The sequence below is a fragment of the Pseudomonas medicaginis genome (assembly GCF_965119365.1).
Taxonomy (GTDB): Bacteria; Pseudomonadota; Gammaproteobacteria; order Pseudomonadales; family Pseudomonadaceae; genus Aquipseudomonas.
The window spans coordinates 2,822,270-2,846,179 of the sequence record NZ_OZ221631.1 but is presented as its reverse complement, the minus strand read 5'-3'; the positions used below and the strand labels follow the sequence as shown (position 1 = coordinate 2,846,179).

General features: G+C 56.5%; 26 protein-coding genes. 23 read left to right on the top strand and 3 right to left on the bottom strand.

The window, feature by feature from the left end; all coding sequences use genetic code 11:
• Positions 1-94: 94 nt before the first annotated feature.
• A complete protein-coding gene (locus tag ACMTA2_RS12715; RefSeq protein ID WP_413795118.1) occupies positions 95-1,093 on the bottom strand; it encodes a zinc-dependent alcohol dehydrogenase family protein in 999 nt (332 codons plus the stop codon).
• 27 nt (positions 1,094-1,120) lie between these two features.
• Between ACMTA2_RS12715 and ACMTA2_RS12710 the strand changes: the two genes are divergently transcribed.
• The 11 genes from ACMTA2_RS12710 (at position 1,121) to ACMTA2_RS12660 (ending at position 12,506) form a co-directional block, all read left to right on the top strand.
• Positions 1,121-2,098, top strand: coding sequence for an AraC family transcriptional regulator (locus tag ACMTA2_RS12710; RefSeq protein WP_413795117.1), 978 nt, complete (start codon positions 1,121-1,123; stop codon positions 2,096-2,098).
• Positions 2,099-2,869: 771 nt separating this feature from the next.
• Positions 2,870-3,619 (top strand): hypothetical protein, encoded by a 750-nt coding sequence (locus tag ACMTA2_RS12705; protein WP_413795116.1) that lies wholly within the window; start codon positions 2,870-2,872, stop codon positions 3,617-3,619.
• A gap of 116 nt (positions 3,620-3,735) precedes the next feature.
• Positions 3,736-3,966: an AlpA family transcriptional regulator gene (locus ACMTA2_RS12700; RefSeq protein ID WP_413795115.1), complete on the top strand. Its 231-nt coding sequence runs from the start codon at positions 3,736-3,738 to the stop codon at positions 3,964-3,966.
• A 4-nt stretch (positions 3,967-3,970) separates the two neighbouring features.
• The gene (locus ACMTA2_RS12695; protein ID WP_413795114.1) at positions 3,971-4,813 is read left to right on the top strand and encodes a ParA family protein; all 843 of its coding nucleotides are present in this window, start codon (positions 3,971-3,973) and stop codon (positions 4,811-4,813) included.
• Between the two features lie 308 nt (positions 4,814-5,121).
• Positions 5,122-6,705 carry a ParB family protein gene (locus tag ACMTA2_RS12690; protein WP_413795113.1) on the top strand — a complete coding sequence of 528 codons (1,584 nt, stop codon included), beginning with the start codon at positions 5,122-5,124 and terminating at the stop codon, positions 6,703-6,705.
• Entirely contained in the window at positions 6,702-7,250 is a 549-nt protein-coding gene (locus ACMTA2_RS12685; RefSeq protein WP_413795112.1) for a DUF2857 domain-containing protein, read from the top strand. Before ACMTA2_RS12690 ends, ACMTA2_RS12685 begins: the two co-directional genes overlap by 4 nt.
• Positions 7,247-8,434 carry an STY4528 family pathogenicity island replication protein gene (locus ACMTA2_RS12680; RefSeq protein WP_413795111.1) on the top strand — a complete coding sequence of 396 codons (1,188 nt, stop codon included), beginning with the start codon at positions 7,247-7,249 and terminating at the stop codon, positions 8,432-8,434. Before ACMTA2_RS12685 ends, ACMTA2_RS12680 begins: the two co-directional genes overlap by 4 nt.
• Before the next feature lie 144 nt (positions 8,435-8,578).
• On the top strand, positions 8,579-9,334 hold the full coding sequence (locus ACMTA2_RS12675) for a PFL_4669 family integrating conjugative element protein (protein ID WP_413795110.1): 756 nt from the start codon (positions 8,579-8,581) through the stop codon (positions 9,332-9,334).
• Positions 9,331-9,849 (top strand): DUF3158 family protein, encoded by a 519-nt coding sequence (locus ACMTA2_RS12670; protein ID WP_413795109.1) that lies wholly within the window; start codon positions 9,331-9,333, stop codon positions 9,847-9,849. Before ACMTA2_RS12675 ends, ACMTA2_RS12670 begins: the two co-directional genes overlap by 4 nt.
• Positions 9,846-10,316, top strand: coding sequence for a single-stranded DNA-binding protein (locus ACMTA2_RS12665; RefSeq protein ID WP_413795108.1), 471 nt, complete (start codon positions 9,846-9,848; stop codon positions 10,314-10,316). Before ACMTA2_RS12670 ends, ACMTA2_RS12665 begins: the two co-directional genes overlap by 4 nt.
• A gap of 222 nt (positions 10,317-10,538) precedes the next feature.
• Positions 10,539-12,506: a DNA topoisomerase III gene (locus ACMTA2_RS12660; protein ID WP_413795107.1), complete on the top strand. Its 1,968-nt coding sequence runs from the start codon at positions 10,539-10,541 to the stop codon at positions 12,504-12,506.
• A gap of 37 nt (positions 12,507-12,543) precedes the next feature.
• Here the strand turns inward: ACMTA2_RS12660 and ACMTA2_RS12655 are convergent, their stop codons facing one another.
• A complete protein-coding gene (locus ACMTA2_RS12655) occupies positions 12,544-12,801 on the bottom strand; it encodes a hypothetical protein (RefSeq protein ID WP_413795106.1) in 258 nt (85 codons plus the stop codon).
• Positions 12,802-13,010: 209 nt separating this feature from the next.
• Here ACMTA2_RS12655 and ACMTA2_RS12650 point away from each other — a divergent pair, with 209 nt between their 5' ends.
• The 12 genes from ACMTA2_RS12650 to ACMTA2_RS12595 all read left to right on the top strand — a co-directional run bounded on the left by ACMTA2_RS12650 (position 13,011) and on the right by ACMTA2_RS12595 (position 22,543).
• Positions 13,011-13,352 carry a helix-turn-helix domain-containing protein gene (locus ACMTA2_RS12650; RefSeq protein WP_163854356.1) on the top strand — a complete coding sequence of 114 codons (342 nt, stop codon included), beginning with the start codon at positions 13,011-13,013 and terminating at the stop codon, positions 13,350-13,352.
• Between the two features lie 864 nt (positions 13,353-14,216).
• On the top strand, positions 14,217-14,798 hold the full coding sequence (locus ACMTA2_RS12645) for an STY4534 family ICE replication protein (protein WP_413795105.1): 582 nt from the start codon (positions 14,217-14,219) through the stop codon (positions 14,796-14,798).
• A gap of 71 nt (positions 14,799-14,869) precedes the next feature.
• Positions 14,870-15,127 (top strand): hypothetical protein, encoded by a 258-nt coding sequence (locus ACMTA2_RS12640; protein ID WP_413795104.1) that lies wholly within the window; start codon positions 14,870-14,872, stop codon positions 15,125-15,127.
• A 99-nt stretch (positions 15,128-15,226) separates the two neighbouring features.
• On the top strand, positions 15,227-15,721 hold the full coding sequence (gene radC / locus ACMTA2_RS12635) for a RadC family protein (protein ID WP_413795103.1): 495 nt from the start codon (positions 15,227-15,229) through the stop codon (positions 15,719-15,721).
• A gap of 53 nt (positions 15,722-15,774) precedes the next feature.
• Positions 15,775-16,521, top strand: coding sequence for a DUF5983 family protein (locus ACMTA2_RS12630; protein WP_413795102.1), 747 nt, complete (start codon positions 15,775-15,777; stop codon positions 16,519-16,521).
• A gap of 106 nt (positions 16,522-16,627) precedes the next feature.
• Complete coding sequence (gene pilL2 / locus ACMTA2_RS12625; RefSeq protein ID WP_413795101.1) at positions 16,628-17,167, top strand: PFGI-1 class ICE element type IV pilus protein PilL2; 540 nt, start codon at positions 16,628-16,630, stop codon at positions 17,165-17,167.
• Positions 17,164-17,835 carry a chemotaxis protein gene (locus ACMTA2_RS12620; RefSeq protein ID WP_413795100.1) on the top strand — a complete coding sequence of 224 codons (672 nt, stop codon included), beginning with the start codon at positions 17,164-17,166 and terminating at the stop codon, positions 17,833-17,835. The genes pilL2 and ACMTA2_RS12620 overlap by 4 nt, the downstream gene beginning before the upstream one ends.
• A gap of 9 nt (positions 17,836-17,844) precedes the next feature.
• On the top strand, positions 17,845-18,564 hold the full coding sequence (locus tag ACMTA2_RS12615) for a TIGR03759 family integrating conjugative element protein (protein ID WP_413795099.1): 720 nt from the start codon (positions 17,845-17,847) through the stop codon (positions 18,562-18,564).
• Positions 18,546-19,094, top strand: a complete 549-nt coding sequence (locus ACMTA2_RS12610; protein ID WP_413795098.1) for a lysozyme family protein — start codon at positions 18,546-18,548, stop codon at positions 19,092-19,094. Before ACMTA2_RS12615 ends, ACMTA2_RS12610 begins: the two co-directional genes overlap by 19 nt.
• Entirely contained in the window at positions 19,091-19,606 is a 516-nt protein-coding gene (locus ACMTA2_RS12605; RefSeq protein ID WP_413795097.1) for an integrating conjugative element protein, read from the top strand. Before ACMTA2_RS12610 ends, ACMTA2_RS12605 begins: the two co-directional genes overlap by 4 nt.
• A 9-nt stretch (positions 19,607-19,615) precedes the next feature.
• Positions 19,616-21,721, top strand: a complete 2,106-nt coding sequence (gene traD / locus ACMTA2_RS12600) for a type IV conjugative transfer system coupling protein TraD (protein ID WP_413795096.1) — start codon at positions 19,616-19,618, stop codon at positions 21,719-21,721.
• A gap of 90 nt (positions 21,722-21,811) precedes the next feature.
• On the top strand, positions 21,812-22,543 hold the full coding sequence (locus ACMTA2_RS12595) for a TIGR03747 family integrating conjugative element membrane protein (RefSeq protein WP_413795095.1): 732 nt from the start codon (positions 21,812-21,814) through the stop codon (positions 22,541-22,543).
• A 78-nt stretch (positions 22,544-22,621) separates the two neighbouring features.
• Here ACMTA2_RS12595 and ACMTA2_RS12590 read toward each other — a convergent pair whose 3' ends face one another.
• Positions 22,622-23,788 (bottom strand): hypothetical protein, encoded by a 1,167-nt coding sequence (locus tag ACMTA2_RS12590; protein ID WP_413795094.1) that lies wholly within the window; start codon positions 23,786-23,788, stop codon positions 22,622-22,624.
• Positions 23,789-23,910 lie beyond the last annotated feature (122 nt).

Sequence of the window (23,910 nt, the reverse complement as noted above, 5' to 3'; positions counted from 1 at the left end):
TACCCCTTGTATCGATAGGGTGCGATAAAGCGCGTCGCACCAGCGCGTTGAGAATGGTCACCCAGGTCGATAAACACGGCCCCGGGCCGATTTCTCAGGCTTGATGTGTGATGACGACCTTGCCAAACACATTGCGCTTGGCGAAATGCTCGAACGCGGCCTTGCCCTCGTCGAAGGTAAAGCGGCTGTCGATCACCGGACGAATGCCGTTGTGTGCTACCGCGGCGACCACGTTTTCCAGGTCCTGGCGGTTGCCGGTCGCAATCGTCTGGAACCGGGCGAAGGTCAGGAACATGTCGAGATAACCGGGCATCTCGCCCTCCGCCAACACGCCAACCATCGACACTTGGCCGCTCAGCGCAATGGCTTTGAGGGACTGCGCCAAGGTACCCGGGCCACCGACTTCGACCACGCGGTCGACGCCGCGCCCACCCGTGAGTGCCTTAGCCTGCTCGCCCCAGTTGGGATGCTCGGCATAATTGATGACATGGTCGGCGCCCAGAGCGCGTAGCCGCTGTGCCTTCTCGTTCGACGAGGTGGTTGCGATCACCTGGGCACCGCGCGCCTTGGCGAACTGAAGCGCGAACAGCGACACGCCACCGGTTCCTTGTGTCAGCACGCGATGATGCGGCCCGACATCAGCGACCGCGTTCCAGGCGGTGACGGCGGCGCACGGCAGTGTCGCGGCATCCTCGAAGCTGATCGAATCGGGAATGGCGACCAATTCGTTCTGGTCGATGGCGCGGTATTCAGCCATCCAACCATCCATCTGGGTGCCAAATTGCGGCCCGAACTCGCGGAACGGTCCTGCATGCCAGCCCGGCATAAAGTTGTTCGCCACCCGGTCGCCCACCGCGAAACGAGTGACCCCCGCGCCAACGGCCTCGACAACGCCGGCGGCATCGGACAACTGCACGCGCCCGGCTTCGAGGGGAAAGGGTGACCAGCCGTTGATGATCGTGAGGTCACGAAAATTGAGCGAGGTTGCCTTGATGTTGACCAGGACTTCGCCTGGCCCTGGTTCAGGAATGGGCTCCTCGCACATCACCAGGCCGTCGATTGAGCCGATATCCTGCAAACGATAGATCTTCATGCATAACCTCCAGAATGTGGCAGGAGTATGGCGGCGCTTGACCGGACCCTCCATTGCCTGGAGTATGCAATTCATAATCCATCGTCCGATATCATCATGCATCCCTTTGATTCCGTCCTCAGCGCCATGCAGCTCGAGAGTTCGCTCTTCGTGCGCATGCGCGCCCATGCACCCTGGGCGATCTCGTTCGACAGTGGCGGCCAGGCACGGCTTGTCGTGGTCGCCAAGGGCCGGGGCTGGTTCACCCACGTCGGCCACCCGCCGATGGTCGTCCAGGAAGGTGACTGCCTGATCATCAAGCAGGGCGTCATGGGCATATTGGGTGATGCGCCGGAGCGAATGGCCGTGCCTTGTTGGGAAATCGCCGACCATGTCACCGGCAAGACCGTGTCGTTCGGTGGGGACGGTGAAGCGTTCGAGTTTTTCTCGACCTTGTTCACGTTCGACCACACCGCAGGCGAGCCCCTGTCGGCACTCCTACCCGATGTCGTCCATATCGCGATGCCCGAGTCCGACGCAGGGCGAATGGTCTCGATCCTCGAGCAGATCGGGGCAGAGGAGGCACAAGCCGCCCTTGGCGGTTCCTATGTCGTCGGCCGGCTGCTCGACGTGCTGTTCATCCAGGCGATCCGAACCTGGGCCAGCTCGGAGGGTAATTTGCCCGAGGGTTGGCTCGCCGGACTGACGCATCGCCAGTTGGCGCAGACACTGCAAAGGATTCACGCCGATCTAACACACCCCTGGACGCTGGAACAGCTCGCTCGCGACGCCGGAATGTCGCGTTCTACATTCGCAGCCCTGTTCAGGTCGGTCGTCGGTGTGCCGCCGATGACCTACATCACGACGTGGCGAATCTATCGTGCCAAGCTCCTCCTCGCTGCCGGTCACTCGATCGCGGTCGCGGCGCAGCAGACCGGATACGGCAGCGACATCGCGCTGAGCCGCGCATTCAAGACCGCCACCGGCGTGTCACCCGGACAATGGCGGCGCGAGCGCCAGGCTTAAGACAGGAGTGACCGGGACAATCTTATCGTCTGAGGTCTGCCAATCGATTTCGCTACCGTTGACAATCGCGTGGAGGAAATCCTGGCCTTGGCCAGGTATTCGTTGCTCACGCCTTTGGGAATCCAGCCAGCACCGCTGGGGTAGACACCTTGGCCATCATGCCGCCGCCAGTTCTGCCGCGTTGCACAGCACGATGGCGTAAACGGATGCAGAATGGCTTATCGGTCTGAGCCACCATGATCTTGTCAGTGGGTAGCGTCCAAAACAAAACGCAGCAGATCTATGGCAGTGATTCTGGACGATGGGTTAAGAATTTCGCACTCTACGCAATGGAACATCTACTGCAGTCAAGCCATGATTAATTTAGACCATTCCGCCCAGGGTGACTTTCAACTCATAAAGTTATATTTTCGAGTACAGGAAGCGTTACTCCAACAATGCCATTACATTTAACTCGATCTATCGTTCGGGTTTAGGAGGACGTCCGCCCCCCTGTTAACCCTATGTAAACCCAAGCCCATAGGACCAATTTATATTGGGGAGTACACATTAACGCTCGGTAATCCACGGCAAGCGCCAAAACTAAATTAAAACCGTCCATCTCAAAACAAAAACGTTGAAAACAGGCAAGAAGTTGACTAACAGGTAATTGGAATGACCTCGCCGAGTTGAATTTTAAAGAGTCAGCAATGCTCTACATTGTCCGCCACTGGACAATTTTACAGTTCTGCACGGGAGGCCCAGCCACGAGAAATGGAGGTCCGCCCGCCTATGGCTACTTACGTTTTTCATCCACAAATCAAGCTATTCTACCGGCCCATCGAAGCAGCGCTGCGTTGGCGCAACCTTATTCATCATGAACCAGAAATACTAAAAGCCGCTTGGTCCAGACCGGATAATTTCACTGATTTGTTTTCACAATGGCCGGGCCTTCAAGAAACTGTAGAAAAAATTGATGACGCCATACGACATGGTGATTTGCGCTACGGCTGCCTTGGAATCTCGGTTCCCATGGGAACATACGTGGAGCCTTATCAACTGACCATACGCCATTCCGATCTACTCAACTGGATGCGGCTTTTCTATCCTGACCAGAGACCTGCTTTCCTATTTGGGCCTAGCAAAGAGCCCCTTGAAACCATAAGTTTAGGTACCTTTCTTGCATTACAAGCAGATCGGGACGTTCTATTGCGAGAGTTAAAGGCATTACAGCGACAGCACCATGAGATTCTGGTAGATCTTCAAACAATTGGGGTCGAACGGGACGATCTCAGGGCAATGATCAAAACTCATGGACATCTTAGTGAGCGTAGCGAGCTCACCTATAACAATATCATCGGGGCTTTACTCAACCTATTTCTGGAGCATTCTCCTGCTGGTAACCCTCTCTCAGTATTCAGGAATCAGTCTGCAATCGTCGATGCGATTGTTGCTCGCTATAGCGAGATACCTGGCTTAAGCAAACGAACACTGGATGAAAAGTTCGCTGCCGCCAATCGAAGCTTTAAAAAAAACAAGTAGGGCTAGGGTATTGCACTGCAACGCGCTCAATTGCAGTGCAATGACTCAATCCCTTTCCTGCTGTTCAATTCAGGTCACTTCCCACTGCGCGCCAATCGATGCCAGGAGTGACGATCATGTCCAACCAACTCTCCCCCATCACCGAAGCAGATCAACCACCGGTCGAACGTCACATCATGCGGCGTGACGAGGTGGAGCGTAAAACCGGCTTCAAGCGTGCGCACATCTACAACTTGATGAAGGAGGGTAAATTCCCTCGTGCCAAACGCATTGGTCAGCGTGCCGTCGGCTGGGACTCGCAGGAGATCGAACAGTGGATCATTGCGCGTTTGACGCAGCAGGCCTGATGCCATGCGAGTGGTGTCAGTGGTGTCCACGAAGGGTGGAGTAGGCAAAACAACAGTGGCTGCCAATCTTGGCGGTCTGCTGGCAGATGCTGGCCTACGCGTCCTGCTGCTCGATCTGGATAGTCAACCCGCTCTCTCGAGCTACTACGCTTTGAATCATGAGGCCCCCGCCGGTGCGTACGAACTCATCGCGCTCAACCAAACAGATCCCACGCAGATAATTTCCACGACGGCGGTCGCCGGTCTCGACCTGATCTTTTCCAACGACGATCAAGGTCGACTGACCACTTTACTGCTGCACGCCCCGGATGGGCGATTACGGCTGCGGAATGTGCTCGACCATTTCCATCCTCGTTACGACCTGTTGTTGATCGACAGTCAAGGCGCACGGAGCGTGCTACTGGAAATGGCCATTCTGGCCTCTGATCTCACCCTTTCTCCCGTTACGCCGGAAATGCTCGCTGCCCGCGAACTGCGCCGTGGCACCTTGAAGCTGCTCAGCGAACTCGAACCGTTTCGCCACCTGGGCATTCCACCACCCTCCTTGCGACTGCTACTGAACCAAGTGAAAGCCATTAGGATTGACACCCGGATAATCATCAGCGGTCTGCGCGAGACCTTCACTGGGGCTGCCAACATCTCGGTGCTAGACACCGTAGTTCCAGACGCAGTGGCGTATCTCAATGCTGCCTCCCTCGGTCTGCCAGTCCATCGGATCGAGACGCGCCGGCCCCATAAAAGACGCTCGCCATCGGCACTGGAAACCATGCAAGCACTGGCCGTCGAATTGTTCCCGGAATGGCGCACAGCGATATCTACTTTGAGCAGGTGCGCGGAGGGTCGATGAAGTGAATCGCCAAGCTGTAGTTCTCGAAACAAAATTTTGTTTGATCGACATTGAGGCCAATTACGTTTGGCAAGGAGTCTTTTGATGTTGGACCAGCTTCCTATCATTGTTCAACCAACCATCCACCCCTGCCGCCCACCTAGCGAGGAGTACTGCACAGTGGTCTTTCGTCTACAAAGCGGGCGCTCAGCCATGGGTTGGTTCCTCGCGGACCTATCTCGTTATTTCGAAGGCCCAGGCACTGCCGAGATCGTCAAGTTCGAGGTTGGTGACCACTTGCGCACCCGGCGTTAACTGAGGTTGCTCCAATGAAGAAGCTCACTCAGGAGGAAATCACCAAAAAACTGCACCAAGACCACTTCCCTCGCGGTTCAGAAATGGAGCGGCTTTCCGATCCACTCACTGATACGCCTATGCTGATCACTCTGGAGCAGTTACGGCCCTACGAACACAACCCGCGCTTCATCCGTAATCCGTTTTATGACGACATAAAGGCCTCCATCCGTGAACGCGGGCTGGACCAACCTCCACCGATTACCCGCCGCCCGGGTGAAACCCACTTCATTATCCGCAACGGCGGCAATACGCGCTTGGCGATTCTCGGCGAGCTGTGGCAGGAAACCCGCGACGAGCGTTTCTTCCGCATCCATTGCTTGTTCCGACCCTGGACCGATGAAATCAGCGCCCTACTCGGCCATCTGGCCGAAAGCGATCTGCACGGTCAGCTCACCTTCATCGAGCGTGCTCAGGCAGTGGCCAAACTCAAGACCATGCTTGAATCGGATGGCGCAATACTCTCGCAACGTGAGCTGGCACGACGTCTTGCCGCTGGAGGCTATCCGATTTCGCAGTCGCACATCAGCCGGATGCTTGACACCCTCGAATACCTACTGCCCGCAATCCCACAAACCTTGTATGCCGGATTGGGTAAACCCAAAATTGAACGCCTGATCGCTCTGCGTAGCCAGGCTGAACAAACCTGGAATCGTTATCCAACCGACGCCATCGCTTTTCCCGAGTTTTGGCTCGACACCTTGGGGCAATTTGATACCGACCCAGGGTCCTTCAAACTTGAGCAAATCCAGGATGAACTGCTCGAACGCATGAGCCGCTTACTCGGACAGTCCTACCGCATGTTGGCCCTGGAGCTGGGCGATACCCAACGGGTCATCCAGACGCCCGGCGTTGTCGTCACGCCCCTTGAGAACGACCCTCTGCCGAGCGTCGATGAGCTCGCGGCCGAGCCTCCCCCCTTCGAGCCGCATTCCAAATCAGCTGAAACCAGAACGCAGACCGAAACAGAGCGAGAGGAGCAAGTCACACTGCCCGAAACGAATGTCGCATCAGGAGTCAGCCCTCCGTCACGTGTCCAGCAGATCCGCGAACAGATTGAGCGCGCCGCTGCCCCCGAAACAGCACAAACCGTCGAAACCAGCCCGATCGACGACATCTGGATCATCGCACCCACACTGGATACCCCCGAACAACTACGTTTAGCCATTGCCGGCTTGGCTCGGGAAATGGCTGCCTATGCCGGACATCCCGAGAGCATCATCGACCAAAAGCACGGCCTGGGTTTCGCCCTCAACATCGAGCAGCTTGATCTTGCAGCCCCTCGTGCGGCCGGCGTTCACCTGTTGCTCTTGGCCCTGCTGCGTGCCCAAGACGAAGTGAACTGGGAGGATCGCAAGCAATTGCCCTCAGCCCTGTTCGGGCAACTGCTATTGGGGGTCTATCAACTCCCGCTGGCAGATCGTCCAGCCGTGGACGTAGGGCTGGAGCGACTGCCCGACTATTTGTTAATCAAACTGTATCGCCTCATTCGCTTAGCCCGGCGCCTGATCGACTTAACGCTTAACCATGAAGACGATTCACCAAGGGAGCAGCCATGAACCTGTCCTTCAATGTGCTCAACCAGGCCATGCTGACTCAGGTCCTTCACGAGTTGCGCCTGGGTAACCTGCAACGCTGCAAAGCGCTCGGGCTGGGTGAAGAGGACATTTACTTATTGCAATCCTTACCGCCTACCACGCTGTCACGCCTAGCCCACGCCACCGTCCCCTGGGTTGAGATCAAGATTGATTCGCCGGTGCTACATCGCTTGATCGACCAGGCCGAACGCGACGAACAGAACGAGCGCCTGATCAACCGAGCGCTCAAGCTCGGTGCCAGCAGTACAATCATGTATCAGTGCTTCGGCTTGGCGCATTCGGAGACCGCCCTGCGCCGACGGCTGCTCAAAATAGAAACTCGTAAGGGCCGCCCCCAGAACTTGAGCGAAGCGCAGGAACATGCGCTCTGGCAGCGTTGGTGCCAGCTACGCGCTGAGGACGGTGCTGAGGATCAGCTCGACGCCATGATGATGTTGGCGGAGGAGCAACAGATCAGCTTGACCATCGTTTGGCAGCAGATTGATCAGTACAGCAATGGACTATGAACATTGCCCCTTCCAGTCGCTGGCAGCGTGTCCTGCAGCAATGCACCCTACAGTTGAGTGAGGGCTGGCCGGCACGCCCTACCATCGAACAACCTTCCAACCAGACGCTGCAGGCTGGCTTTCTGTTCAGCGGCCAGTCACACGAAGTCGTGCCGCGTCGGCTGCTGTTGGACAGCCGGTTGACGCCGTTGGAACGTAACGCCTGGCAAGTGTTTCGACTCATGCTGCAAGGCCAGGGCGTGGTCACGCCGCGCTATGAGGATTTGCAGCCCTACCTGTCGAGCGTGCCCTACGGTGCATTAGCGTCCCGTGAAACCATCGCTCGCGTCTTAACGATGCTCAGGCTGACTCGCTGGCTCAGTTTGGTGAGTCGTGGCCGCGATCAGCTCAGCGGGCGCCTACAAGGTTCTCTGTATGTCCTGCACGATGAACCGTTAACGCCCGCCGAAGCCATGGAGCTGGATCAGGATTATCTGGAGCTGGTCGGACATGCCCTCTCTCATGCGACCAAGGCTGTGCGAATTGTCGCTCGGCATGTTTTGGAAGAAATTCGTCAGGACACCGATATCGATTTGGGTCGACTCCCCACACGGCTCGACAGTTGGAGCGACCATTGGACACAACAAGGATTAGATAAGGCGCCCGATGAAGCGTTACACGATTCCGAACTGGGTGGCGATCACCGCGTTCGGAATAGTGCGGGACCTCGTTCGGATTCCGAACCGGGTCTGAACGTCCATATTTCCGGCACCGTTCGGAATCCGAATGCCGCCTGTACTGTATTAAAAGAAAGTATATGTACTGTACCGCGCGCGACCCCAGCAGTGGATAACCTGCACTGGCCTGATCCGTTGCACCTGAGTCTGAGCGAGCGGCAGGCCGTCACCGTGACGCTGAACAAGCTAAAACCAGCAGATCGGCAGGCGGTGCTCAACGAAGCGGGCGCGCGATGTGCGGCGGGCAGCGTCCGCAAACCCGCAGCGTATCTGATGGGCCTGATCCAGCGGGCGCTCAAAGGCAATTTCCACCTTTGGGCAGGTCAGGCTGAATCGTCACCCATGGCAGAATCGCTACCCACCCCTTCACGCCCACCTAGGAAAAAGGGCGAACCCGCCTCTGCCCTCGCCCAAGCGTGCTTGGATGAACTGCGCCAGCTGCGTAGCAAACGCCCTGGACGTCAGTAGATTTGATGCCACTGGCATCACTGACGAGCGTCTCGAAAATCAACCGTCTCAAACCAAATCGAACAGACAGCATTCAGCTTTTCGGATGTCCTTGACCTTCGTCTGTCGCAACGTTCCCGTCCAAGCCTATGCGAGGACGACACCGTGGCCGATCACTATCAGCTCAACCTGGGTTCATTGCGCAGCAGCATCACCCTGACCCTGCACACGCACCACGCCGCCCGGATCTGGCACGGCCGGACCGCACGCGAAGGCGTCCACTCGATTATGGGTATGGCCGGCTACATCAGCGTCACCAACCTGATCAAACAAGCCGCAGCGCAGGACGATCCTTATGCCGACTGGGCGATCGTGCAGCTCGAAGAAAAATTGATGCAGGCCAAGGCTGGGATGCTGGAACTGACCCAGCAGTTGGACCGGATCAGACAGGACCTGCCGACGCAGATCGACATGAGCGACAACCTCAATATCCACCCCGTCACCTTACCCTTGTACATCGGCAGCCAGCTGGGATTTCTCGCCGTCTACCTGCTGACTGACTACGACACGCTGGTGCGCCACACCCTGTTGGCCCATCACACCGCCTTGATTGGTCGCCGAGACATGGAAGCCTGGATCGACGACGGTGCCCATTTGCTGCGTAGCCTGTTCGGCCAGGCCCAGCGCTATCGGCATGCTGGCGTCACCCGTGATGACATGGCAGCGAACAACGCTCGTGCTCTGGCGGCAATCGAGAGAATGGGTTTGCCCCCTACGGACATCCTTGAAGGGCATCGCCGCTCCCAGTTCGCACCACCCATCATTCGTCGTGGTGCTTTGGCAGTGGATGGCGCTGACGCGTTGGCAGAGGAAGCAGTAGAACCATCTGCGACAGTCGATGAGCCGGAGGACGAAGTATGAGGCCCCTAATCCCGACTCAACCAATGCCCCTCGAAACACTCACACCGGATGCCTATCGACAGCTCGAACACGCTGCCTCCCTAAAAGGCCTTTTAAAACCTTTTAAAGGTAAGGGGGAACTGGAATACCTGGCGCAGGTGGCGAGGGAAACCGAGGCGCAGTTACGTCGTCTGATGGACGCTGTGGTGCAGCAGGCCGGACAACCGCCTTACTCGCTGCTGGATATTCGAATGGTGCTGCAAAACACCACTGCGGGCAGCACCTTTTTGCGATGGCGCACCCGTGACTTCGCCCGTATGGGCGTTGCGGTCTGGGAACGCCAGGCCTCCAACAAGGCCTTGCCGCAAGCCGTACGCGAGGGATTACACCGTTTTGAATGCGAGCGTATTGCACTGAACTTGCAAATGAGCGTGGTGCATTCGCTCTATCGTCAGGCCTCGACTTGCGCGATCAAAATGGCCAGCGCCGAACAGCTGCTGCGCCAGTTCACACCAGCAGCGGAGATATCACGATGAGTACCTTTTTCGTCGGCGAAGGCAACATTGGCAGTGCGCCAGAGTTCCAGGAGTTCCCATCAGGCAATGACGAGCCACGGCGTTTGCTGCGCCTGAATGTATACTTCGACAACCCCGTGCCACGCGATGGCAGCTATGAGGATCGAGGCGGCTATTGGGCGCCGGTCGAGCTCTGGCACCGCGAGGCTGAACACTGGAGCATGCTGTACCAGAAAGGTATGCGTGTACTGGTCGAGGGCCGCACAGTGCGCGATGAGTGGGAGGACAGTGAAGATAACGCGCGGGTGACCTTTAAGATCGAGGCGCGTCGTGTCGGCATCCTGCCTCATCGCGTGCAGAACGTGGTCATGCGGGAGCGCTCAAGTGAATCAGCCTCGTCTGCGGCTCCCGTCGGGCAGGCTACAGACCAGGCCAGTTCGCCTGCGTCGAAGTCCAAAAAGCGCAGAGGGCAGCCACCATCGGCATGACTAACTAGGAGGCATAAAAATTGCGCCTTTGCGCGAAGTTCCTGGCCTGTCATTACTCGCTGCTCGTGAAGCACTGTCGTCCACGTGACTACAAGGTAGTAGCCTCACCCCCAATCAAAACTTCCCTCACCGACTAATATGAGGAACCTGCCGTCCAGGTTTCTCATAGCTTGCACTGCTGTTTCCAACAACGCTGCTCCGAACTCAACCCGAAGCAGTTCTATGCGTCTCTTTCTCTGCGAGAAACCCTCCCAAGGTCGTGACATCGCCAAGGTTCTCGGAGCCAGCCGACGTGGCGATGGTTGCTTGATCGGACGCGAGACAACCGTCACCTGGTGTATCGGTCACCTGCTGGAAACGGCCCCACCTGAAGCCTATGGCGATCAGTACAAAACTTGGTCGCTGGATGATCTACCGATCATTCCCGCGCAGTGGAGGGTTGAGGTCAAACCCAAGACTGTCGCGCAGTTCAAAATCATCAAACACCTGCTCAGCGAAGCTACCACCGTCGTCATCGCCACCGACGCCGATCGCGAAGGTGAAATGATTGCCCGCGAGTTATTGGAGCTCTGCAACTATCGTGGCTCTGTTGAGCGCCTCTGGTTATCCGCACTTAATGAGGCGTCGATTCGTAAAGCACTATCGTCGCTGAAGTCAAGTCAGGAGACCTTCCCGCTCTATCATTCAGCCCTCGCCCGCAGCCGCGCCGATTGGCTGATTGGTATGAATCTCAGTCGTTTGTTTACCCTCCTAGGACGGCGGGCGGGCTATGACGGCGTGCTGTCGGTCGGACGCGTCCAAACGCCCACTTTGCGTTTGGTGGTTGAACGAGACCGCGCGATTGCCAGCTTCGTCTCTGTGCCGTACTGGGTGGTGGATGTGCACCTGTCCTCAATGGGACAACCCTTCATCGCATCGTGGATACCGCCAAGCTCAGGACGTGACGAAGCCGGTCGCTGCCTGCAGCAGGCGCTTGCCAGTCAGACCGTCCAAGCGATTTCTAGCAGCAAGACTGCCACCGTTGTCTCGCTGCAGACTGAGCATTTGCGCGAAGCGCCACCCCTGCCATTCGACCTGAGCACACTGCAAGAAGTCTGTTCACGCAAGTTGGGACTCGGCGTTCAGGAAACGCTGAACATCGCCCAAGCCTTGTATGAAACTCACAAAGCCACCAGCTATCCGCGCAGCGATTGCCGCTATTTGCCAGAGAGCATGTTCAACGAGGTCGCCGCGGTATTCGATGCCCTGTTTAAAATGGATCCCGCGTTACGCCCAGCGCTCGGAAGCATCGATCGATCATTGCGCTCACGAGCATGGAACGATGCCAAGATCACCGCGCACCACGCCATCGTCCCCACCACTGAGCCGGCGAACCTCGGGCGGATGTCTGAACAAGAGCGCCAAGTCTACAAATTGATTCGTAGCCACTACCTAGCGCAATTTCTGCCGCATCACGAGTTTGATCGAACCGAGGTCGAACTGGAGTGCGGCGCCGAGCGTTTGACTGCTGTTGGCAAACGGATCCTCGTCCAAGGCTGGAAAGGCTTGCTCTCCGACAGCACCGAAGACGATGAACCCAGTCAAAAATCCCAGGTGTTGCCCGCTCTACAACAGGGTGTGAAGTGCACAGTGGACAACGTCGAATTCAAATCCATGCGCACCGCTGCGCCCAAACCGCTCACCGAGGGCGATCTTATTAAGGCAATGAAAAATGTGGCCAAGCTGGTCAACGATCCACGCCTGAAACAGAAACTTCGGGACACCACCGGTATCGGCACCGAAGCCACACGTGCCGGTATCATTAAGGGGTTGATTGATCGCGGTTATTTGTTGAAGAAAAAACGAGCTTTGATGGCGTCCGCAGCGGCCCATACCCTGATCGAGGCGGTGCCCGCTGCAGTCGCGGATCCGGGTATGACAGCAATCTGGGAGCAGGCTCTGGATGAAATCGAAGCGGGACGTCTGACCTTGGATGCATTCGTTGCCAAGCAGGCACACTGGATTACGCAGCTGATCGCAAACTGCGGAGCGCTCACTTTGTCGGTACCGGTCGAAGCCGGGCCGGCTTGCCCCAATTGCAATGCCTCAATGCTCAGGCGTAAGGGAAAATCAGGGCCGTTCTGGTCATGCTCCCAGTACCCGGACTGCAAAGGCACTGTGCCGATCAGCAAAGGTACGCGTCGTCCATGAGGCGCCATTGGCGTTCACATGAACCCCGGGGGTGTTGTCAGTGCATCATTAACGGCGCCTGATCCTTCTCCAACTCGTCTAGCGGTCGTCCGATTTCACGGGCCAAGGCGATGCCTGTCGCGATCCATATCTGCCCCAGTTCGTTGAACGCTTCCAGGTGAGCAGGATCTTCGTTTAGCCAATGAACAAGGCTGTCGAGATGTTCGGGGCTATTAGGGCAGTCATGGATCTTGATGAACAGCTCCAGTGTTCGATCCCAGATCAGGTCCATGTCGTTCTCGCGCGGCTCATCCATGCTCAACCTTTCCTCCGTTTGGCCCTATCAGGCCACTCAGTCCCGCTGGTCACTTCGGCCTCTGATTCCTGGAGGAATAGATGTCACGTCGCGACAAAAAGCTATTTCAGTCAATATAACAACCCTATAAGTCGATACTCAACCGATAAGGATGTTCATGTCAACGGGTCTTTGCTCAACCATTCGGGTTGAATTGGAGAACTCATCACTTGGCACATAAACATCCAACCCAAGCCCAAATCGGACGCATGATCGCGAAGCACCGCACTCAGCGTAATCTGACCCAGGAAGAGGTCGCTGAACGCCTAGGGATCGGCAGCGAAGCCATTTCGCGCCTTGAGCGAGGTGTAGTGGAGCTTTCCGTGATCAAGCTGATGCAATTGGCGGACATCTTCGACTGCCGGATGGATGAACTGTTGACGGAGTCAAGCAATCGCCCCAACGACCAGGGCCAGATGATCGCGGGCCTGCTGAGCGGCCTTCAAGAACGCGACCGTGCCTTTATCCTGACGACCGTCGAACAGCTGGCCGCTCATCTCAGTAGCAAATAACCTCTCAGCACACTGGCTTGACGTCGTCACACCCGCTCTGCTGTAGTGCCTCAGGATCATCGCTACGGCGACCCAAGACCGATTCGCTCCGGGTAGCTCGGTCGGACTCCCTGAGTTCGGAGCCTTCTCTTCTGCGGAATTTCATTCCCGCTTTGTGCTCGACCGGATTAATGTGGCGGATGACCACTGTTGCCTCTGCAGACAACAGCGGTCATCCGCCACGGCGATCGCATTCAGTCCCGGAGCCCGCCGGGGAAACACTGGGCACCCTTTGTGCGCGGATGCGTGCCAGCATGTTCCGACCCAGGCCACGACAAGGGTCGGTTGGCGAATCATGGCGCAGTCAAACCAAGTTTTGCGAGGAGCTTGTCGACTGTGCAAGACCGTCAAAGGTGGCTTTTTTATTCCTCGCCTGGCACCCGCCAGGCCCGCTCTTCATTTTTTTCAGTCCAATAATGTCCATTGTATTCCGGCTATAAAAAATCAGCTTTCGGCTTCTTGACGCTCTCCTGTGGCAGGCTTATACAAAGGGCGTGGTTCGCTGTCGTTGACAGCCCAGCCCAGGTAGCTTGAACCTTCAAGGCTACGCCACGCTTGTGGTGGTTTACCCAAGTGCGATCAGCATTCGGAGGCTCGCACGATTACCGCTTCAGCGGTGATGAATGCCCACTACCCAGGTCCACAGACCACTGCTGCGGATTTCTCCTCGGCTGCACCGCTATCCTCCAGGCGCATCGATCTGATGCTCATCGGCTTGCCGGTGCCGTGTCGTTCATCGCTTGCCTTCACCTTACCCACCCTGACGGGGCTCACTTCCCCCTCAGGGGCTGTGCGTCGCCGTTTTCCCTTGAAAGGAGAATCACCATGGCCCACGCCAACCAATCCCAAGAAGCGACCACTTACTTCAATCTGCACACCGTCGGTATCGGCTACCTCAACCGTGTCCGCGAAGTACAAGTCCGTCGCGGCCAGCCGTTCATGGCCTGTGATATCGCGGCCCTGCATGGCGCCACGGATGCGGTCGAATACACCCGCTTCGACTGCAAGGTCGCTGGCGGCGAAGCTGAACGTTTGATTCGCCTCTATATGGACGCCGTCAATGCCGAGAAAAAAGTCTTGCTGTCATTCCGTATCGGCGACCTGTGGATTGACCCATTTCTCTATGAGAAAGGCGCTAAACAAGGCCAACCGGGCGCCAGCCTGAAAGGTCGTTTGCTCTTCATCGACTGGATCAAGGTCAACGGCGTATTCGAGTACAAAGCGCCTGCCAGGCAGGAGGCAACAGCACCTGCTGAGCCAGCGCCAAACAGTGAGCCATCCCCAACGTCGGCTGATGCCGAAGCTGAGGATACCGACAACCCAACAGAGACCAGGATCAAATCTGAATCTGCACCCACTCCCCGCATGGCCCGCCGTGTTGCCACACGTACTGTTCAGTCCGCCTGAATACAATCCACGATGTTTACATCAAGGCGCTCAATCGAGCGCCTTTCTTCAATCCGCACAGGAGAACCTACATGGAATTCTTCTGGCTTTGCGACGACTGTCTGTTCGCTGCGGCTTACGAGGACCACAGCACGTTATCGCTCTACTACACGACGGATGAAATCGAGAAACGCATCGCCGGTCTCCATCGCGGGCTGGTTCGGCTAATGCCCATCAGTGCCGACTTCGACCCCGAAACTGGCCGTGGCATAAGAACCTTCTCCCCATCGCCCTGCGACGGTTGCGATTCACACCTGCACGGACAACGCCACCGATTCACTCGGCTGTAAACAGCGCGTCATCGCGCAATGCCCGTCATTCTATATCCACCTCGGGGACACCACTCCCCTCGGGTGTGTACCCCGGATTGTTCCCTTCGGAGGTACCTCATGAACACCCCACTCACCCTGATTGAAACCTCGGATGTCGAGGCTGATCGTATCGCCCAGGAAAACCAGCTGATCGACGAAGCGCTGCACATCCTGGATCGTCGGCTGTTCACCCGCGGCCCCAACCTGACGTCGCCTGACGCCGTGGCCTCATATCTAAAACTACATATTGCCCCCCAAGAGCATGAGGTTTTCGGTGTGATTTTTCTCGATGCCCGCCATCGCGTTCTGGCATTCGAGATTCTCTTTCAGGGCAGCATCGATGGTGCCAGCGTTTACCCTCGCCATGTCGTCAAGCGCTCGCTAACGCATAACGCGGCAGCTGCCATTGTCGTTCACAACCACCCCTCCGGTTGCACGGAACCCAGCCTGGCGGATCGCGCCTTGACCGCACGGTTGAAAGATGCCTTGGACTTGATTGAAGTGCACTTATTGGATCACTTCATCATCGGTGAAGGTCGTCCTCTCTCCCTTGCCGAGCATGGCTTGCTTTAACCCCCCAAAGGCGTCTTCGGACGCCTTATTCATTTCCCTCCTGGAGAATCCTCATGAACCCAACACCCCAACCCTTAGCTCTGCCGGAAACCTCAAACCCATTTGCTCGCGGCTACGACAACTTGCATATCGAACGACTGCTACAGATCACCTACGCAAATGACTGCCCTCCCTGCTTTCGCCCCGTACACGACGCACAAGCCCATCTGCCCGATGACGCGTTAGAACTGTACCCGTGCATGTTCAATGACGATTTCGCTCTGATTAGCGAGGGTCAGTCCATCCCGGATGAATTGGATGAACGCTTCCAATCCACCGGACTGGTGCGGCAAGTGACCTATGCCGTGACTGGCGAAATGCTCAACGAGCGACATCACGTCGGTGACCTGTACTCCCTGGAAGAAGCCCAAGCCATGATCCATCGCTTGAACTTCGACACAGGACACTACAGTCGAGTCTGGGAAATCAGTACCGCACACCTCACTGACGAAGCACTACGCCACTTGGAAATCCGGGTTGGCAATTTCGACTCCAAGCCAACCGGACTGCTGTTTGAACCCTTTACCCTGCCAGACTGCAATGGCATCGGATGTAAGCTGATCGGGACGCCCTGGACCGACGATAACTTGGTGAAGATCGAGGGCAATCCTTACTCGTCGCTGAGGCAAGAGCAGCTCGACGCAGGTACGCCGGAGGCCTTGATCAACGTGCTGTATCTGGCGGCATTGGCGGATGTTAGGTTGTTGATTTTCGACCCCGACGCTGCCGTCTTGGATGGGCTAGCCATTTTTGATCAGTAGTAATGCCTTCAGCGTTAACGCGACTCGCCTTGAATCGACTTTCTCACTGCTTGGCTCCTTCACCTCATGTCAGGTTCTGCACTGAATCTGACATGAGGTTTTTTCCATGGAGCGTTTTTTCACGCCTGTCTGCCTGCTGGGCTTGTTGAGTGCTTGCACCGCGCAAATCCCAACCCCATTGCCGACTCATCCAGAGATTGACGGTGGTTCCAATCGGCCTCAGTTATCGAGGAGCCCAGCCGACGAAAACCATCCGTCAGAGCTCCGCTATGGCCGCTATACGCTGGTCAGCACCGACCCCACCACGGAACAACGTGATCTTCTCGCTCAAATCGTTGACGTGAGCATTCCGTCCCACCTGAATTCTTCGGTACAGGAAGCGATGCACTACGTGCTGCTGCGCTCGGGTTATTCGCTCTGTCCTGCCGAAGAGCCAGTGGAAATACTGTTTACCCGGCCTCTGCCCGCCGCCCATTACCGGCTCGGCCCAATCTCATTACGCAGCGCGCTCCAAGTGCTGGCTGGCCCCGCCTGGCAACTCACGACCGATGAAGTTAGCCGTTCGGTCTGCTTCGAACCGCAGAAAAATAGCGGCACGGTGCGGGTCACGCCAACCTCGTCCCATCAGTCGGAGGCTCGTCCATGAAAGCCTCAACATTTCAAACTCTCATTGTCGGCTCACTTTGTCTGGCGGTCTCCGGGCTAAGTGGTGGCTTGTATAACCAGTATCAACGCATGACCGAGCTGGAAAATGCGAACGCCCAACGCGCACAGACCCTGGATACCCTGCAACGTGATTCAAGCACCCTCTTGGATGCTCAGGAAAAGCTGCAGTACGCACTGAAAGACCTGAAGCAGATGGTCGATACCGGTGAGCAACAGGCCAATACCCTCGATCCGATGTTGGATCAATGGGCGCAAGAGATACAGGAGCTACGCGACGGTCTGGCAGACCGTGCCACCGAAGCCGACATGATCGCGCTACGCGCACGACTCGAGCACGTCGAGCAGCAACTCCTGGACCTCAAAAGCCAGCCACCACTCCCACCACCGACGCCCTCCTCGGCCAAGCCGAAAAAAACCGCTCAGCCCAAGCCTGCCCCGCTCCTGCCGCCATTTTCAGTGTTGAGCGTCGAGTACCGCGGTGGCGAGCGCTTTCTGGCCGTAGCACCTCCTGATAGTCGCTCACTCAAGGATATCCAGTTGCTGCACAACGGCGAGCAGTTCGGCACATGGCAGTTGAAGGTGCTGGAGTTGAAGGCCGCCATCTTCGCGGTGACCAATCACCCAGACCAGACCGTACCATTCCCTTGAGAAACGATCATGAACCGAGCGCTACTGTCCTCCGTTGTCTGTCTCGTTTCACTGCTTAGCACCGACGCTGCGATGGCTAACCCTGCCACGACACCGTCACGGGTCCAGGACACACAGTCCACTCCGCTGGGGCGCTCGCACCCTGAGCAGGCGACAAGCTGGGGGCTCACGGAGCAGGAGTGGACACGCTTCGAACAGATCCAAGCCGGCCCGCGTGGTTACTGGAGCCCGAATCTCGATCCGCTGACTGCACTCGGCGTCGAAGCAGAGAACGGCCAGGAGCGTCAGCGCTATGCCGAATTGCAGGTAGCGCTGGAAGCCAAACGTGCCGAGCGCGAGTTGGCCTACCAAAATGCTTACACCGCGGCCTGGGCCAAGCTGTTTCCGGGACTGTTGCCGATCCAGGGTATGGCATCCCCGTCCGCTGCCAGCTCATCGCTAGAGCCGCGCCAAGCTCTGTTTGTCGAAGACCATTGCCCTGCGTGCACCGCTGAAGCGCAGCGTCTGCAAAACAGTGATACAGCGTTCGATATCTATGTGGTGGGTAGCCAAGGCGAGGATGAACACGTCCGGCGCTGGGCGACGCAAGCAGGCATTGATCCGAGCAAGGTTCAACGCCGGCAAATCACCCTGAACCATGATCGCGGCCGCTGGTTCAGCCTGGGTGCCCCAAGACCATTACCCGTCATATTTCAGCAGGTAAACGAACAATGGCAGCGACTCGATTGATTGTCTTTGTGCCCCTGCTGACAGTCCTCGTCGTCCAGGCTGACGACTTTCCGCCTCCGGCTTATCAACTGGCGGCGCATGACGCCAATATTCCTCCTACGGTCTTGTTCGCGATTGCCCTGCAGGAGAGTGGTGCCCGCCTTCGTGGTCGACTGCTGCCCTGGCCCTGGACGCTGAATATTGCCGGTAGCCCTTACCGTTTCGCCAATCGTCAGACCGCCTGTCACGCTTTGCTTCAGGCACTTGCTCGGCATGACGCTAAGCGCGTCGATGCCGGGCTTGGGCAAATCAACCTGGGTTATCACGGACGGCATTTTTCCAGTCCCTGCGAAGCCCTTGAACCCTACCGCAATCTGGCCGTGACTGCCGCGCAGCTGCAAAAGCATCACGCCGTCACCGGTGATTGGGTGTCAGCTGCTGGCCGGTATCACCGCCCGGCAGGAGGAACGCCAGCCGCACGTTACCGCGCCGGCTTTTCTCAACAACTCGAACGATTGCAGGTTTCCTCTAAAGAGGGCACACCACCATGAAGCGAATTCCCAGTGCGTATTACTTCGCCGTGCTCTTGGCTGCGCTCGCCCAGCCGGGACTGTCGTTTGCAGAAGTTCAGCCTGGCGGTTTCACCCGCCCCCAGTTTGAAGCTTCCAGGCCGCCAATAAACAACAAGACCCAGCCTGCTCGGGCCATACATGCAGACCTATCTGCATTTGCCGATGAAACCTGGATACTGCCCGTGCGCAGCTCTCACTTGAGCCCAGGCCAAATCACAACTCGCACCCTGGACATGCCGGGCTTGCAGCCATTTTTCCTTGTCGGGGAGGATCCCCGATCGTTGACTTGGCTGCATCAGCGTGCGACTGAACTGCAAGAAATGGGGGCGGCCGGCCTCGCCGTCGAAGTGACCGATACTGAAGCCCTGGCCCGAATTCGAGCAGCCGCGCCGGGCATCACCATCCTGCCGGTCAACGGCAACGACATCGCCACCCGCCTGCAGATTGAGCACTACCCTGTCTTAATCACAGCCACCTCACTGGAACAGTGAGTCTGGGTCATGGCCGAGCATGCGATGGAGTCCAAACTCCGGCCCGCAGTCGAGCTGTATACCGTGGCGATCTGCGTCGCCGCGGCGGTGTTATGCGTGTATTCGCCCTGGGCCGTGGCCCTATCACCCGAGATCGGTCTGATTGCGGCTCTGGCCTATGCCCTGTTCGGTTTGATCCGCCTCCGACAAGCCTGGGAGGTGTTGCGCTATCGACGCAATATCCGCCGGCTGCCTCGCTACGAGCTGACCAGCCGGCAGATTCCGGTGAGCCGCAAACGTCTGTTCATGGGCCGAGGCTTTCGCTGGACCCGCCTGCACACCCAGCGCTTAGTCGAGGCCGAGGATCCGGCCGTCGCTCACTACGTCGACCAACCGACCCGTTACCGCCTGGCACGTGGACTCGAACGTCGCCTAGAACATGCACCGTTTCCGCTCTCGACACTGGCCCGTGTCACAGCCTGGGACAGCACCTTTAATCCGTTGCGCCCTTTACCCCCAGTCGGTGGCTCACCGCTGTTGCATGGGGTTGAGCCCGACGAAACGGAAGTCAGTCTGCCGCTGGGTGAACGGGTCGGACATACCCTGGTGCTGGGGACCACTCGTGTCGGCAAGACGCGACTCGCCGAGGTATACATTACTCAAGACATACACCGAGTAGAACATGAGGTGGTCATCGTCTTCGATCCGAAGGGTGATGCCGACCTGCTCAAACGCATGTACGTCGAAGCCAAACGCGCCGGTCGGGAAAAAGAGTTCTATGTCTTCCATCTGGGTTGGCCAGAGATCTCTGCCCGTTACAACGCGGTGGGACGTTTTGGACGCATCTCGGAAGTGGCGTCGCGCATCGCTGGGCAGCTCAGTGGCGAAGGTAACTCGGCGGCGTTTCGCGAGTTCGCCTGGCGTTTCGTCAACATCATCGCCCGCGCCCTGATCGAGTTGGGCCGACGTCCGGACTACCTGCAAATCCAGCGTCATGTGGTAAACATCGACGCGCTGTTCATAGAATACGCCCAGCAGTTTTTCGCCAAGACCGACCCAAAAGCGTGGGAAGTGATTGTCCAGCTTGAAGGCAAGCTGACCGAAAAGAATATTCCCCGGCATATGGTGGGACGCGAAAAACGCGTGGTGGCCATCGAGCAGTACCTGGCGGTGAAGCGGGTATTTGATCCAGTAATGGACGGGCTGCGTTCGGCTGTACGCTACGACCGTACTTACTTCGACAAAATCGTTGCCTCGCTACTGCCGCTGCTGGAGAAACTCACCACCGGCAAGACTGCCCAGTTACTGGCCCCCAACTACACCGATTTAGATGACCCGCGGCCGATCTTCGACTGGATGCAGATCATCCGAAAACGCGGCATCGTTTACGTCGGACTGGATGCACTGACCGATGCCGAGGTGGCTGCCGCCGTCGGCAACTCCATGTTCGCCGACTTGGTCTCGGTCGCGGGCCACATCTACAAACATGGCATTGACCACGGTTTGCCCGCATCGGGCAGCAGCGGTGACAAGCTGCCGATCAACCTGCATGCCGATGAGTTCAACGAGTTGATGGGCGACGAGTTCATCCCACTGATCAACAAGGGTGGCGGAGCTGGCATCCAGGTGACGGCCTACACCCAAACCCTCAGCGATATCGAAGCACGCATTGGTAACCGCGCCAAGGCCGGCCAGGTTATTGGTAACTTCAATACGTTGCAGATGCTCCGCGTACGCGAGACCGCCACCGCGGAGCTGCTCACACAGCAGTTGCCCAAGGTTAACGTGCTGACCAAGACCCTGGTGTCGGGTGCCACCGATACCTCCGATCCTGAAGCCAACACGGACTTCACCTCGTCCTCACAGGACCGTGTCAGCAGCACCAGTGTGCCGCTGATCGAGCCCGCACACATCGTCGGTTTGCCCAAAGGGCAAATGTTCTCTTTCCAGGCCGGTGGGCAGCTCTGGAAAGTGCGCATGCCATTGCCAAAACCCTCTAACGACGATGCCATGCCCAAGGACCTACAGGAGCTCACCCAGCGAATGCGGGCCACCTACAACGAGCAGGCAGGGCAATGGTGGAGCGCAAGCGGTGGCGGCCCAACAACCAACTTCGATCTGGATCAGGTGGGATAGCCCGCCCCTGCCTCAGGTTTCGATTCAGCAGAAAACTGTCCAGAAGGCGTCGTGACGACATCAATACTGCAGCGCGCAATGGAGTGAACGATGGCGAGTTCCGTCCGGCACACGCCGCCACAACCGGTCCAGCGCTCGGGGTTAATCATCTCGGCGATCGCCTTAATCCTGCGCATCATCGGATTGCTGATCGCCTCGTTGCTGTTCTCGATCTTCATAGAGTTCGCCGGCCTGCTGCTCTTCTGGGGCGATCAGGGCTGGCGACACAGCCAGGCCATGTTGAATAGCGAACTGGGATGGCTCAGCGAGCACTTCCAAGCTTCACTCATCATCCAACAGCCTGGACAGACGATTGTCCAGTGGCTGGATTTTCTCAATCAGTGGCTGTTGGTCAAGACTGGCTTTGCGGATTTTGCCCGGCAGGCGCGGGTGTCGAGCCAGGGTATCGGCTTCTGGAGTTGGACCAATCAGCTGTACGTGAGCATTGAAGATTTCGTGCTGGCCGCAGTGTATGTGACATTTACCTTCATGGTGCGCCTAGCCATTCTGATCCTGGCCACCCCCTTATTTTTGCTAGCCATGTTCACTGGTTTTATCGATGGCTTGATACGCAGAGACCTGCGTAAATTTGGCGCGGGTCGGGAAAGTAGCTTTGTATACCACCGTGCAAAACGGACTTTGATACCGCTATTGATTATGCCCTGGATCATTTACCTATTATTGCCCATTACATTCAATCCAATGGCCGTTTTTATTCCCTGCGCCGTGATGCTCGGTGTAGCCACTGCCTTGACGACAACCACATTCAAAAAATACATTTAAACAATCCACCTGAAGTACAACCAAGGAATCCACAGCACTCCTACCCAAGCGAGCCGGAAAACCAGAATGACTTGTCACTTAGCGAGCCCTCAGCTTTATAAGGAACCACCACTTAAAAAATATTACTCTCAATGCTCGCAACAACCACGAGCGCGACTTCATGTTACCCTCTCCTATTATTGACAATGACGCTGTTGCAGCCTTGCCGCCGGCGAGAAAAGAAACAATACAAAAGAGGAAATACTTTAGATTTTCGTGCTCGCGACTCAGTTTAACTTTATCGACTAACTTTCCAAGCTTGTCATAAAGTTTAGCTACACGCTCCCCATGGGCAGTCAATGGAATGTAATCTTTGCTACCAAACTCCTGACTACTTATCATTAGATTGGAAGGCGTTTCACGGCACGCATCACTGCCGTTATGAGTACAAAAATAAGCATTTATCCTAGCGATATCATTGGGACCTGGTAATGATTGCAGCCACGAATCTCCGTATCGCCTCAATTCTGGCTCATCCCCGACGCTATTTAACGATAATGTCGAATACACATTGATAGCGGACTTGCAGACTGCATTTTCGGCCGCTGAAAAAGAGGTGTCGGTTAGACAACTCCCCTTCAAGCCTTGATATCGATCTTTATAAAATAGCAAATAACCCCCTAGCAATTTATTAGTATCAACCATTTGATCGCGATCAAATTTTGCTTGAGAGTCAACCACCAAATACATACATCCCACCAGGCTTAACATACACCACAGATGGTCATAGCCATGCTTAAACTTCGGGCTTTTGAATAAATTTGCGACAATTAAAACAATCGACCACCCCAAGACGAACGCAATTAAGAAATTTATCCCACTACTCCAAAACCCCCCTATATAGCCCGCCCCCAGGTTAAAGCTTTCAGGAATAAGTAACCACCAACTCGGCGAGAACCCAGCCAATGATAAAACCCCAGGAAAAAACACGACCAACAAACCCAACAGGCCCGGCTTATGCCCTAGAACATAAGCACCTCTGACAAATATAAAGCCCATCAAAACCAAGAGCATGAAAAAAAATATAGAAATTATTTTAACGCCCGCAACGGGACTAAGATTCAATAACGGGTACGGTATACCTGGCTCGTATATGCCATTAAAATAACCAAACCACCCAATCCCTTCTAGGTTCTGCGCTACCCCATAAGAGGCAATGAAAGATACCCAATAATATGGTTTTATAAACAGATAAACCCATTGCATAAAAACTTCTCCCTAAAAACCAACTTCATGTTCAAAAGCGAGGAGGTAACACCTCGGCACAACCCTATCGTCGGCGTATGTGAACCGCGCAAATCACGAACACCCAAGAGGTCAATCGCCCT